Source organism: Streptomyces venezuelae (assembly GCF_008642275.1).
GTDB lineage: Bacteria > Actinomycetota > Actinomycetes > Streptomycetales > Streptomycetaceae > Streptomyces > Streptomyces venezuelae_E.
Window position 1 is genome coordinate 4,310,242 of record NZ_CP029189.1, and the last position, 11,602, is coordinate 4,321,843.

An 11,602-nucleotide genomic window follows, 5' to 3' on the forward strand; every position below is an offset into this window, starting at 1 on the left:
GCTCATGCGAAACTTTTCACATGAGCCTTAGCCGCGCGCGTATCCGTCGTAGTAGCCGCCGCTCGACCGGCGGCCGTGCCACCCTGCTGGCCGTGGCGGCCCTCGCCGGCACCCTCGCGCTGTCGGCGTGCGGGGGGCCGGACGGCGGCAAGCCGGTCAGCGGGTCCGGCGGCAACTACGTCTCGGGTGCGAGCGGCATCTCCACCGTGGCCAAGGAGGAGCGCGCCGAGGCCCCCAAGCTCGACGGCGAGACCGTCGACGAGGGGACCCTCGACACCACCGCGCTCAAGGGCAAGGTCGTCGTGCTGAACGTGTGGGGCTCCTGGTGCCCGCCGTGCCGCGCCGAGGCCGGCCACTTCGCGACGGTCTCCAAGGAGTACGCCGACGCGGGCAAGGACGTCGCGTTCGTCGGGATCAACACCCGCGACAACAGCAAACAGAACGCGATCGCCTTCGAAGAGACCTACGGGATCACCTACCCGAGCCTCTACGACCCTGCTGGGAAGCTGATGCTCCGCTTCCCGAAGGGCACGCTCAACCCGAACGCCATCCCCTCCACGATCGTCCTCGACAAGGACGGCAAGATCGCCGCCCGCACGCTGGCCCCGGTCAACGACGAGCAGCTGCGCTCGATGGTCGAGCCGGTCCTCGCGGAGAAGTGACCCCGAGGGCGGTGCGGAACGTTCCGCATCACAGGTTCGTGGGACAGCATCGTCAGCGACAGGCAGAGCGGGACCCGGGGTTTCACGGTGGGGATCTGAGGACTGAAGGCACATGAGTACGACAGACAAAGCGAGCACCGACACGTCCGCCGCGGCGGACTCCACCGACGCCGCGGCAGGTGCCCAGCTCTCCACCGCCCCGCTGGAGGACAGCCCCACCGCGCCGGCCGTCGGCATCGGCGTGATCGGCTGGGCCCGCTGGTTCTGGCGGCAGCTCACCTCCATGCGGGTGGCGCTGATCCTGCTCTTCCTGCTGTCCCTGGGCGCCATCCCCGGCTCCCTCGTCCCGCAGAACAACGTCGACGCCCTGAAGGTCCTCGACTGGAAGCGTGAGCACTCCTCCTGGGTGGGCGTCGCCGACAAGCTCCAGCTCTTCGACGTCTACAGCTCGGTGTGGTTCTCCGCGATCTACCTGCTGCTGTTCATCTCGCTCATCGGCTGCATCGTGCCGCGCTCCTGGCAGTTCGTCGGCCAGCTCCGCGGCCGCCCGCCGGCCGCCCCCCGCCGCCTCGACAGGCTGCCCGCCCACACCACCTGGCGCACCGACAGGACCCCGGACGAGGTCCTCGCGCACGCGCGCACCGTGCTCCGCGGCAGCCGCTTCCGCACCGAGGCCGGCGAGGGTCACGTCGCCGCCGAGAAGGGCTACCTCCGCGAGGCGGGGAACCTGATCTTCCACATCGCGCTGATCGTGATGCTGGTGGCCTTCGCCTGGGGCCAGTACTTCAAGTCCGAGGGCGGCAAGCTGGTCCTGCGCGGCACCGGCTTCTCGAACACCCTCACCCAGTACGACGACTTCAAGTCCGGCACGCTCTTCGACCCGGACGACCTGGCGCCGTTCAGCTTCACGCTGGACCGGTTCGACGCGACGTACGAGATGACCGGCCCGCAGCGGGGCACCCCGCGCGACTTCAAGGCGTACGTCACCTTCTCGGACGGCGCCCACGGCACCCCGCAGAAGCGGGAGATCCAGGTCAACAAGCCCCTGGAGGTGGACGGCTCCAAGGTCTACCTGCTCGGCCACGGCTACGCGCCGATCGTCTCGGTGACCGACCCCACCGGCAAGGTGATCTTCAAGGACGCCGTGCCGGTGCTCCCGCAGGACGCCAACCTCACCTCCACCGGAGCCGTCAAGGTCACCGACGGCTACAAGGACAAGGACGGCAAGAAGGAGCAGCTCGGCTTCAACGCCGTCTTCGTGCCCAGCTTCGCCGGTGAGGGCATGGGCACGATGTTCTCGCAGTTCCCCGCCCTCCTGAACCCGCAGCTCATGCTCAACGCCTGGCACGGCAGCCTCGGCGTGGACTCGGGCCTGCCGCAGAACGTCTACCGGCTCACCACCACCAAGATGGAGCCCTTCAAGGACGAGTCGGGCCAGCAGTTCAAGCAGAAACTGGCGCCCGGCGACACGATGACCCTGCCGAACGGGGCGGGCACCGTGAAGTTCGAGGGCATCGAGCGGTGGGCCACCTTCTCCGTCACCCACCAGCCCGGCAGCGGCCTCGCCCTCGCGGGCGCGATCGCCGCCATCGCGGGCCTGGCCGGATCGCTGTTCATCCAGCGCCGCCGGATCTGGGTCCGTGCGGTGACCGGGACGGACGGCGTGACCGTCGTCGAGATGGCGGGCCTGGGCCGCAGCGAGTCCACCAGGCTCCCGCAGGAGCTGGCGGAGCTCGCCGCCCAGCTGCACCAGCAGGCGCCCACGGCGTCTGATCCTGTTGAAGAAACCCCTGAAGGAGAGCGCGGATGACGCCGCTCGCAGCCGCAGCCAACGAGAACCTGGCTGAGATCAGCAACTACCTGATCTATTCGTCGATGGCGGTCTACATGCTCGCCTTCTTCGCGCACATCGCCGAGTGGACCTTCGGCAGCCGCAGCAAGGTGGGCCGGACGGCCGCCGCACTGACCGGCGCCAAGGAGAGCGGAGCGGCCGGAGCGGCCGCGGCCGCGCCCGCCGTGCGGGTCCGCGGCAAGGGCGGGGCCACCGCCGTCCTCGACCAGCCCAAGGTCACCACCCGCTCCGCGGCCGGCGCCCGCGACGTCCCGGACGGCCCCGGCGCCGCCGGCGGCACCGTGCAGGGCGACCTGTACGGGCGGATCGCGGTCTCGCTGACCGCGCTCGCCTTCCTCGTCGAGGCGGCCGGGGTGGTCGCCCGCGCCCTGTCGGTGCAGCGGGCCCCCTGGGGCAACATGTACGAGTTCTCGATCACCTTCTCCACGGTGGCCGTCGGCGTGTACCTGGTGCTGCTGGCCCTGAAGAAGAACGTCGGCTGGCTCGGCCTGATCCTGGTCACCACCGTCCTGCTGGACCTCGGCATCGCCGTCACCTGGCTCTACACCGACAGCGACCAGCTGGTCCCGGCCCTGCACTCGTACTGGCTGTGGATCCACGTCTCCACGGCGATCTTCTGCGGCGCGGTCTTCTACATCGGCGCCGCGGGCGCGGTCCTCTACCTCTTCCGCGACTCCTACGAGAGCCAGCTGGAGGCCGGCCGCACCCCGGGCAGGTTCCGCAGCTCGGTGCTGGAGCGGCTGCCCTCCGCGGCCTCCCTCGACAAGTTCTCGTACCGCATCAACGCCGCGGTCTTCCCGCTGTGGACCTTCACGATCATCGCGGGCGCGATCTGGGCCGGCGACGCCTGGGGCCGCTACTGGAACTGGGACCCCAAGGAGGTCTGGTCCTTCGTCACCTGGGTGGCCTACGCCTGCTACCTGCACGCCCGCGCCACCGCCGGCTGGAAGGGCCGCAAGGCCGCGTACCTGGCGCTCTTCGCCTTCGCCTGCTGGATCTGGAACTACTACGGCGTGAACATCCTGCTCAGCGGCAAGCACTCGTACGCGGGCGTCTGACCGGCGGGAGTGGGACGCTGGTGGCATGACTCTCGTGAGCCATGCCACCAGCGAGCAGCGCGGCGAGAACCACTGGCTGCTCCGCTTCGAGCTGCACCTGCCGCACGCCTACGCGGCCCTGTGGCCCGCCCTGACCACGCCGGACGGGCTGCGCGGCTGGCTGGCCGCGGCGGACGTCCTGGAGCGCCGGCTCGGCGGGGCGATCACGCTGCGGTGGCTGAACACGGCGGCCGTGGTGACGGGGCGGGTCACCGCCTGGGACGTGGAGCGGGTCGCCGAGTACACGGTCACCGAACACGGGCGGATCCGCTTCCACCTGGAGCCCGTCGGGACCGATTCCACCGTGATCCGGTTCGTGAACGAGCGGGGCGGGACGCAGGACGAGCGCCTGGACTGCCTGGCGGGCTGGCACGAGCACTTCGAGCTGCTCGACTCCGCCCTGGACGGGCGCCCCGCGGACTGGTCCGCCTGGACGGACACCCGCTGGTCGGCCCTGCGCGAGGCCTACGCCTCCCTCGCCCGGGCGTAGGGCGGCCGGGCCGTTCCCCCGCCTCTCACCACACCGGGCGCAGCGGCGGCAGCGGCCCCTCCCCGTGGAAGGTGCGCACGACCTCCCCGAGCCCGGCGCGCAGGGCGGTGAGGTCGGTGCCATGCCCCAGCTCGGCCTCCAGCTCGTGCAGGATCCGGCCCGCGACGGCGAGGTGGTCGCGGGCCGCCCGGGTCAGGACCACCAGCTTGCGGCGGCCGCCGCCGGGGTGCGGCTCGCGGCGGACGTAGCCGCGCTTCTCCAGGTCGTCGACGATCTGCCCGGCGGCCTGTTTGGTCACCCCGAGCCGTTCGGCGAGCTCGGTGGCGGTGGCGCCGTCGTACTGGAGGGCCTGGAAGGCCATGCCGTGCACGGGTCGCAGGTCCGGATAGCCGGCCTCGGCGACGCGCCGGGTGAACTCCCCCAGCAGCGTCTGGAAGCCCAGGCCGAGCAGGAACAGCAGCTCGACGCCCTCGTTCTCGTCTCTCGTCACGCGCACATGGTGACACGGGTGGGTAAAGCTGCTTTACTCAGTGTGAGTAAAGCAGCTTTACTTGCATGTCCCCGGAAGACGCCCCGAGAGACGAGGATCCGCCGTGCACGTGATCAGCCCTGCCCCCGAGAACGTCACCGCCACCCCCAACGCCACCATGACCGGCTTCGCCGCCCCCAGCCGCGGCAGCCGGGAGCTCAGCAGCTGGCACGTGGCCATGCCCGCCGGCCACACCGGCCCCGAGCACTCCGTCAGCCGCGAGCAGGTGTGGACCCTGACCGCCGGCACCCTGGAGGTCACCTGCGCCGGCCGCACCGAGAAGGCCACCGCCGGCCAGACCCTCGTCCTGCCCCCGGACGTGCTGCGCCGCATCCACTCCGCCGAGACCTTCGAGGCCTACGTCGTGATGCGCGCGGACGGCGTGGTCACGGTCCCGGGGGAGGAGGGCACCCGCGTCCTGCCGTGGGCCCGGTAGTTCCCGGGGCTGTCAAGCCACGGGAACCGGTGACATGACCGGGCGCGGCCGCCGGGGCGCAATGGAGGGGCGGCCCCCGCTCGGCTGGGCCGCCCAACCTCAGCAAGGAGTCCCACGATGCCCCGCACCCACACCCGTACCGGGTGGATCGCCTTCGCCACCGTGTCGGCCCTGGTCGTGGGAGGAGTTTCGCTCTCGTCCGGCGCCTTCGCCGACACGCCGGGCCCCGCCCCCACCCCGCAGCCCAGCCAGGCTGCTCCGGCCCCGCAGCCCCGCCCGAGCAACCCGCCGATGCAGTACCCGCCGTGGGCCGACGTCAAGGACCTCTACGGCCCCAAGCCGGGGCCGCGCCCCAGCACCCCCTGGGTGGGTCCGCCCTACGCGGACATCGGGGACCTGCGGCCCGGGCCCCGCCCCAGCGAGCCGCCCGGCTTCTTCCACCAGGGTGGCTCGGGATCCAAGGACTCCCGTCAGGCCCCCTGGTACTTCCTCGTCGGCTGAGGCGCCGCCCGCCCCCCGAGGGAGCCCTCAGTCCTGGTCCCTGTCCTTCTTGTCCTTGTCCTTGTCCTGCTCGTCGCGCAGCGACTTCAGGAACTCCGGGTTGTCGTCGGGCGCCACCCACTGCGTCCGGCGCGCCCGGCCCCCGCCCGGGGCCACCCGTTCCTTGCCCGCGAACAGCCACACGACCGGCCCCACGATGGAGAAGAGCAGGATGATGATCACCCAGACCACCTTGGGGAGGTGCTTGACCTCCGGCTCCGGCGTGTTCAGGCAGTCGACGAAGGCGTAGATGGTCAGCGCGAGGATCAGCAGGAACGGCAGATAGCGCAGCACGGTGTGGGACCGACTCCCAGGTCAGTGACGGGGGGCCCGCGTCGGGGCCCCGGTGACGCCTCCAGGGTAGTAGGTGACGGATACTGACCCCTATGGCTTACGACGATCTCCGCTCGCTGCTCCGGGCCCTGGAGCGGGAGGGCGACCTCAAGCGCATCAAGGCCGAAGTCGACCCGTACCTGGAGGTCGGGGAGATCGTCGACAGAGTGAACAAGGCGGGGGGCCCGGCGCTCCTCTTCGAGAACGTCAAGGGCTCGGCGATGCCGCTGGCCATGAACGTCTTCGGCACCGACCGCCGCCTCCTGAAGGCCCTCGGCCTCAAGTCGTACGGCGAGATCAGCGAGAAGATCGGCGGCCTGCTCAAGCCGGAGCTCCCGCAGGGCTTCATCGGGGTCCGCGAGGCCTTCGGCAAGCTCGGCTCGATGGTGCACGTGCCGCCGAAGAAGGTGAAGGGCGAATCCGCACCCGTCCAGGAGGTCGTCCTCACCGGCGACGACGTGGACCTCGACCAGCTCCCGGCCCTCTTCACGTGGCCCAAGGACGGCGGCGACTTCTTCAACCTCGGCCTGACCCACACCAAGCACCCCGAGACCGGCGTCCGCAACCTCGGCCTCTACCGCCTCCAGCGCCACGACAAGCGCACCATCGGCATGCACTGGCAGATCCACAAGGACAGCCGCAACCACTACGCCGTCGCCGCCGCCAAGGGCGAGCGGCTGCCGGTCGCGATCGCCTTCGGCTGCCCGCCCGCGGTGACCTACGCGTCCACCGCACCGCTGCCGGGCGACATCGACGAGTACCTCTTCGCCGGCTTCGTCGCCGGCAAGCGGATCGAGATGGTCGACTGCAAGACGGTCCCGCTCCAGGTCCCCGCCAACGCGGAGGTCGTGATCGAGGGCTGGCTGGAGCCCGGCGAGATGCTCCCGGAGGGTCCCTTCGGCGACCACACCGGCTTCTACACCCCGCAGGAACCCTTCCCGGCCCTGAAGATCGACTGCGTGACGATGCGCAGGCGTCCGCTCATCCAGTCGATCGTCGTCGGCCGGCCGCCGACCGAGGACGGCCCGCTCGGCCGCGCGACGGAGCGGTTCTTCCTGCCCCTGCTCAAGATCATCGTTCCGGACATCGTGGACTACCACCTCCCGGAATCGGGCGGCTTCCACAACTGCGCGATCGTCTCGATCGACAAGAAGTACCCGAAGCACGCCCAGAAGGTCATGCACGCCATCTGGGGCGCGCACATGATGTCGCTGACCAAGCTGATCATCGTGGTCGACAAGGACTGCGACGTCCACGACCTGCACGAGGTCTCCTGGCGGGCGCTGGGCAACACCGACTACTCGCGCGACCTCACCGTCGTCGAAGGCCCGGTGGACCACCTGGACCACGCCTCGTACCAGCAGTTCTGGGGCGGCAAGGCGGGTATCGACGCCACCAAGAAGCTGCCCGAGGAGGGCTACACCCGCGACGGCGGCTGGCCCGACATGGTCGAGTCCGACCCGGCGACCGCCGCCCTCGTGGACCGCCGCTGGAAGGAGTACGGACTGTGAGCCCGATCGCCGTCGGCGGCCCGGAACTCCAGATCGGCACCGCCGAGGCCTACGTCGCCCTGATGCGCCCGCAGATCGACCCGACCCAGCCCGGCGTGCTCGCCGCCGCCCGCGACGCGGGAGTGAGCCCGGAGGAGTTCGCGGGTCCCGGTGACGTCTGGGCGCTGATGTACGACGTGGACGGCGAGGGCGACGGCTTCGAACTGCCCGGCGCCCGCGACGTGGAGGCGGACGCCTTCGCGGAGCAGCTGCAGCAGGCCCTGTCCGCGGCCGGTCCCTTCACCGTCGAAGCCGGCAACTTCCTCCGCCTCGAAGCCCGCCCTTCGGGCGGCGACTGGGTGGTCACCGCGCAGATCACCCCGCCCGAGGAGGAGGACGGCGCCACCGCTGCCCGGACCCTGGAGCTCGGCGCGCTCCCGGCGGCGGAGCTGCTGGCCGAACTCGAACAGTTCCGGAGGGAACTCGCATGATGACCACCGCCGATGGAGTGGTCGGACACGGTCCCGCGCCGGAGGCCACCAACAAGGTCAAGGCCTTTCTCAGACTGGTGCTGATCGAGCACTCGGTCTTCGCGCTGCCCTTCGCCTACATCGCGGCCTTCACCGCCATGTTCCAGCTCGACCGGCGCATCCACTGGGGCGTCCTGCTCCTCGTCACCATCTGCATGGTGGGGCTGCGGACCTTCGCGATGGCCGCCAACCGGATCATCGACCGCGAGATCGACGCCCGTAACCCGCGCACGGCCGGCCGCGAACTGGTCACCGGCGCGGTCTCGGTGCGCGCCGCCTGGACCGGCGCCGGGATCGCCCTCCTGGTCTTCCTCGGCTCGGCGGCCCTGCTGAACCCGCTGTGCCTGGCGCTCGCGCCGGTCGCCGTGATCCCGATGGTGGTCTACCCGTACGGCAAGCGGTTCACGAACTTCCCGCACGCCATCCTGGGCCTGGCCCAGGCCATGGGCCCGGTCGGGGCCTGGCTCGCGGTCACCGGCGAGTGGTCCTGGGACGCGGTGATCCTGGGGCTGGCGGTCGGCGTGTGGATCGGCGGCTTCGACCTGATCTTCGCCTGCCAGGACGTGGCCGCAGACCGCGCCGAGGGCGTCAAGTCCGTCCCGGCCCGCTTCGGAGTACCGGCCGCCCTCTGGGGCGCGCGCGGCGCACACGCCGTGACCACGGCCCTGCTGGCCTGGTACGCGCTGGCCACGGACGCGGGCGTGCTGTTCTGGACCGGCCTGGCGGTCGTCGTCGCCGCCTTCCTCTACGAGCACACGATCGTGAAGCCCCACGACCTGTCCCGCCTGAACCGGGCCTTCTTCACGGTCAACGGCTTCATCGGGATCGCCTTGTTCGTGTGCGCTCTGGCCGATCTGGTGGCCCGCGGCCTGACCGTCTCGTAGCTCCGACGGGTGAGCCGGCCGGCATTCGATCGTTCGGGGTCTGACCCTCTCACTAGCCTGCGCTCTAACATCGAGTGCATGGACAGGGAGGCCGACGTGACCATTTCGGAGAGCGACCGCCTGCACTCACAGCTGAACCGGTGCGAGGACATGTTCCCCGGATACCGGACAGAGATCGTTGAGGGTGCCATCGTGATGAGTCCGCGGAAGCCGCACCACGGCCGGACGATCCGTCTGCTGTGGAACGTGCTGGAGGCCCAGCTGGGGCCGGATTGGGGCTTCCTCAGTGATGTCGCGATCCCCTTCGACGGCGACAACGAATTCTGCCCCGACCTGGCGGTGGTGCCCGCCGCGGAGGCGGACAAGAACCTCAGCGCCTACCCGCCCGATCTGGTCGAGCTGGCCGTCGAGGTGGTCTCCCGCGGCAGCGTGCGCAACGACTACGAGGTCAAGGACCGGGCCTACGCCCGGCGGGGCATTCCGCACTACCTGATCTTCGACCCCTACGAGGCGCACTGCGTGACGCTGTGGAATCCGGGGCCGGACGGGTACCGGGGCCGGGACACCATCGCGTACGGCGGGACGGTTGTCGTCGAGACCGGACTCGGCAAGCTGACGGTCGACACCTCCGCCCTGCCCGTGGACCCCTCCGCCGTCAGCCCGTGAGGGCCGGCTGTCGGCGGTCCGGGCGGCGGAAGTACAGGGCCGTCACGATGCCCGCGAGCAGGCCGAAGAGGTGGCCCTGCCAGCTGACGCCCGAGTCCGTCGGCAGGACGCCGAGGAAGACCGTGCCGCCCCAGACGGCGGCGATCACCACCGCCACCACCACGCCCAGCGGCCGCCGTTCCACGAAGCCGCGGACCAGCAGGTAGCCGAAGAGGCCGAAGATCAGGCCCGAGGCGCCCGCCGTGATGCTGTACGACGGGGAGACCAGCCAGACGCCGAGCCCGTCCACCACGGTGACGGCGGCGCAGACGGCGAGGAAGCGGCGGATGCCGCTGAGGGCGGCGACGAAGCCGAGGACCAGCAGCGGGACGGTGTTGGACGCCAGATGGTCGAAGCCGAAGTGGAGGAAGGGCGCGAGCGGTATCCCGGTGAGCCCGTCCGCCTCACGGGCGATGATCCCGTACCCGTCGAGGGCGTGTCCGGTGGCCAGGTCCACCAGCTCGATCACCCACAGCAGGGCCACCCAGCCCAGCATCAGCTTGGCCGCGGCCTTGGCGCGGTCGGCCTGCGTCCACTGCGGTTCCACCGTGGTGCTCATCTTCTTCTCCCCCTGGCCGTGTCCCGTCACGGGAACGTCCCGACACCTTACTGAGTGCCCATCGTCGGTGGCCGGATAGTCTCGGAGGTATGACTGAGCGCAAGCGCACCCCGTGGGTGGTCGGGGTTTCCGGGGCCTCCGGGACGCCGTACGCGGCGGCGGTGCTCCGCGGGCTGCTGGCCGCGGGGGAGAGTGTCGACCTGGTGGTGAGCCGCGCCTCGCGCCTCACCCTGCTGGACGAGACGGGGATCGCCTTCCGTGACGCGCACTGGCGCGAGGACCTGGGCGAGTGGCTGGGGCGTGGCGCGGACGGGAAGCCCGCGACCTATCCGCGGCCGGAGCTGGACGACGTCCGGTACTGGGGTGCGGGGGACCTGGCGGCGGGCCCGAGCTCGGGCTCGTACCCGGTCAAGGGGATGATCGTCGTCCCGGCGTCCACTGCCTGCGTGGCCGGGGTGGCGCTCGGCCTGTCGAAGGACCTGCTCCAGCGCGTGGCGAGCGTGACGCTCAAGGAGCGGCGCCGGCTGGTGGTCGCGGTGCGGGAGACCCCGCTGAACGGGCAGACGCTGCGGCATCTGGTGGCGCTGGACGAGGCGGGCGCGATCGTGCTGCCCGCCTCTCCGGCGTTCTACGCGGGTGCGACGCACATCCAGGATCTGGTGGACTTCGTCGCGGGGCGGGTGCTGGACGCGGCGGACGTGCCGCACCGGCTGTACCGCCGCTGGGAGGGGGAGCTGGGAGGCTCCCGTGCTCCCCGGGAGGCAAGCGCCGGTGACTAGGCCTTCTTCTTACGGCCGAGGGGCTTGCGGGCCTTGTCGACGCGGTGGGCCGCGGCGGGCTGGTGGGCACGGGATCGGTTGGCCAGCTCCTGGAGCTCCCGCATGTGTGCGTAGGCCATCTCGATCGTGAGCACGGTGAACCACTCCTGAAGATCGTCATTGATCAGCTGAAATATTTCACAGGGTGTTGACCCTGTGTGCCTTAGATTCTATACCTAGACTTGCAGGATCGCCGAATAATGGAAGGCTCCACGTAAATGGACACGGTGGACAGGCAGCTCATCCAGGCACTCCGGGAGAACGGTCGTGCCTCGTACGCGGAGCTGGGCCGTCTCGTGGGCCTCTCCGGCCCCAGCGTCACCGACCGCATCAACCGGCTTGAGACGGCCGGCGTCATCACCGGCTACCGCGCGACGGTGGACTCCGCCTCGCTGGGCCTCGGCGTCACGGCGCTGATCGGCATCTCGCTGTCCGACGCGGCGGACCACGAGGACGTGGCCCGGCGGCTGCGCGACCTGGCGGAGATCGAGGACTGCTGGTTCATCGCGGGCGACGACTCCTTCATGCTGAAGGTGCGCGCCAACGACGTGGACGGCCTGGAGAAGATCATCCGCAAGCTCTCCGGCACCAAGGGCGTATCGCGTACCCGCACCACCATCGTGCTCTCCACGAAGTGGGAGAACCGGGTCGGGGAACTTCCCGAGGAAGCCTGAGAG

The 11,602-nt window shown here is 70.5% G+C and carries 16 protein-coding genes; 12 read left to right on the top strand and 4 right to left on the bottom strand.

Annotated features, from left to right (window positions below):
• The first annotated feature begins 20 nt into the window (after nt 1–20).
• The 4 genes from DEJ51_RS19110 (at nt 21) to DEJ51_RS19125 (ending at nt 4,101) form a co-directional block, all read left to right on the top strand.
• Complete coding sequence (locus DEJ51_RS19110) at nt 21–662, top strand: TlpA family protein disulfide reductase (protein ID WP_150258681.1); 642 nt, start codon at nt 21–23, stop codon at nt 660–662.
• A 112-nt stretch (nt 663–774) separates the two neighbouring features.
• On the top strand, nt 775–2,472 hold the full coding sequence (locus DEJ51_RS19115) for a cytochrome c biogenesis protein ResB (RefSeq protein ID WP_150258682.1): 1,698 nt from the start codon (nt 775–777) through the stop codon (nt 2,470–2,472).
• Nucleotides 2,469–3,572: a c-type cytochrome biogenesis protein CcsB gene (gene ccsB / locus DEJ51_RS19120; protein WP_150258683.1), complete on the top strand. Its 1,104-nt coding sequence runs from the start codon at nt 2,469–2,471 to the stop codon at nt 3,570–3,572. Before DEJ51_RS19115 ends, ccsB begins: the two co-directional genes overlap by 4 nt.
• A 25-nt stretch (nt 3,573–3,597) precedes the next feature.
• Nucleotides 3,598–4,101 (top strand): SRPBCC domain-containing protein, encoded by a 504-nt coding sequence (locus DEJ51_RS19125; protein ID WP_150258684.1) that lies wholly within the window; start codon nt 3,598–3,600, stop codon nt 4,099–4,101.
• A gap of 25 nt (nt 4,102–4,126) precedes the next feature.
• Here the strand turns inward: DEJ51_RS19125 and DEJ51_RS19130 are convergent, their stop codons facing one another.
• Nucleotides 4,127–4,591 carry a MarR family winged helix-turn-helix transcriptional regulator gene (locus DEJ51_RS19130; RefSeq protein WP_150258685.1) on the bottom strand — a complete coding sequence of 155 codons (465 nt, stop codon included), beginning with the start codon at nt 4,589–4,591 and terminating at the stop codon, nt 4,127–4,129.
• Nucleotides 4,592–4,700: 109 nt separating this feature from the next.
• On the opposite strand from DEJ51_RS19130, the gene DEJ51_RS19135 reads away from it, so the two are divergent.
• Both DEJ51_RS19135 and DEJ51_RS19140 read left to right on the top strand, forming a co-directional pair.
• Entirely contained in the window at nt 4,701–5,066 is a 366-nt protein-coding gene (locus tag DEJ51_RS19135) for a cupin domain-containing protein (RefSeq protein WP_223835875.1), read from the top strand.
• Nucleotides 5,067–5,183: 117 nt separating this feature from the next.
• Nucleotides 5,184–5,567 carry a hypothetical protein gene (locus tag DEJ51_RS19140; RefSeq protein WP_150258686.1) on the top strand — a complete coding sequence of 128 codons (384 nt, stop codon included), beginning with the start codon at nt 5,184–5,186 and terminating at the stop codon, nt 5,565–5,567.
• Nucleotides 5,568–5,594: 27 nt separating this feature from the next.
• Here DEJ51_RS19140 and DEJ51_RS19145 read toward each other — a convergent pair whose 3' ends face one another.
• A complete protein-coding gene (locus DEJ51_RS19145; protein ID WP_150258687.1) occupies nt 5,595–5,900 on the bottom strand; it encodes a PLD nuclease N-terminal domain-containing protein in 306 nt (101 codons plus the stop codon).
• A gap of 92 nt (nt 5,901–5,992) precedes the next feature.
• On the opposite strand from DEJ51_RS19145, the gene DEJ51_RS19150 reads away from it, so the two are divergent.
• The 4 genes from DEJ51_RS19150 (at nt 5,993) to DEJ51_RS19165 (ending at nt 9,509) form a co-directional block, all read left to right on the top strand.
• Nucleotides 5,993–7,450: a menaquinone biosynthesis decarboxylase gene (locus tag DEJ51_RS19150; RefSeq protein ID WP_150258688.1), complete on the top strand. Its 1,458-nt coding sequence runs from the start codon at nt 5,993–5,995 to the stop codon at nt 7,448–7,450.
• A complete protein-coding gene (locus DEJ51_RS19155; protein WP_150258689.1) occupies nt 7,447–7,920 on the top strand; it encodes a hypothetical protein in 474 nt (157 codons plus the stop codon). The genes DEJ51_RS19150 and DEJ51_RS19155 overlap by 4 nt, the downstream gene beginning before the upstream one ends.
• Nucleotides 7,917–8,843 (top strand): menaquinone biosynthesis prenyltransferase MqnP, encoded by a 927-nt coding sequence (gene mqnP, locus DEJ51_RS19160; RefSeq protein ID WP_150258690.1) that lies wholly within the window; start codon nt 7,917–7,919, stop codon nt 8,841–8,843. The genes DEJ51_RS19155 and mqnP overlap by 4 nt, the downstream gene beginning before the upstream one ends.
• Nucleotides 8,844–8,939: 96 nt before the next feature.
• On the top strand, nt 8,940–9,509 hold the full coding sequence (locus tag DEJ51_RS19165) for a Uma2 family endonuclease (RefSeq protein WP_223835876.1): 570 nt from the start codon (nt 8,940–8,942) through the stop codon (nt 9,507–9,509).
• Here DEJ51_RS19165 and DEJ51_RS19170 read toward each other — a convergent pair.
• Nucleotides 9,499–10,107, bottom strand: a complete 609-nt coding sequence (locus DEJ51_RS19170; RefSeq protein ID WP_150258692.1) for a rhomboid family intramembrane serine protease — start codon at nt 10,105–10,107, stop codon at nt 9,499–9,501. The two genes, DEJ51_RS19165 and DEJ51_RS19170, sit on opposite strands and share 11 nt — an antisense overlap.
• Nucleotides 10,108–10,196: 89 nt before the next feature.
• Here DEJ51_RS19170 and DEJ51_RS19175 point away from each other — a divergent pair, with 89 nt between their 5' ends.
• Nucleotides 10,197–10,886, top strand: coding sequence for a UbiX family flavin prenyltransferase (locus DEJ51_RS19175; protein ID WP_150258693.1), 690 nt, complete (start codon nt 10,197–10,199; stop codon nt 10,884–10,886).
• On the opposite strand, the gene DEJ51_RS34595 is transcribed toward DEJ51_RS19175, so the two are convergent.
• Nucleotides 10,883–11,020: a hypothetical protein gene (locus tag DEJ51_RS34595; protein ID WP_167745572.1), complete on the bottom strand. Its 138-nt coding sequence runs from the start codon at nt 11,018–11,020 to the stop codon at nt 10,883–10,885. The two genes, DEJ51_RS19175 and DEJ51_RS34595, sit on opposite strands and share 4 nt — an antisense overlap.
• Nucleotides 11,021–11,143: 123 nt before the next feature.
• Here DEJ51_RS34595 and DEJ51_RS19180 point away from each other — a divergent pair, with 123 nt between their 5' ends.
• A complete protein-coding gene (locus DEJ51_RS19180; RefSeq protein WP_030009228.1) occupies nt 11,144–11,599 on the top strand; it encodes an Lrp/AsnC family transcriptional regulator in 456 nt (151 codons plus the stop codon).
• The last annotated feature ends 3 nt before the right edge of the window (nt 11,600–11,602 follow it).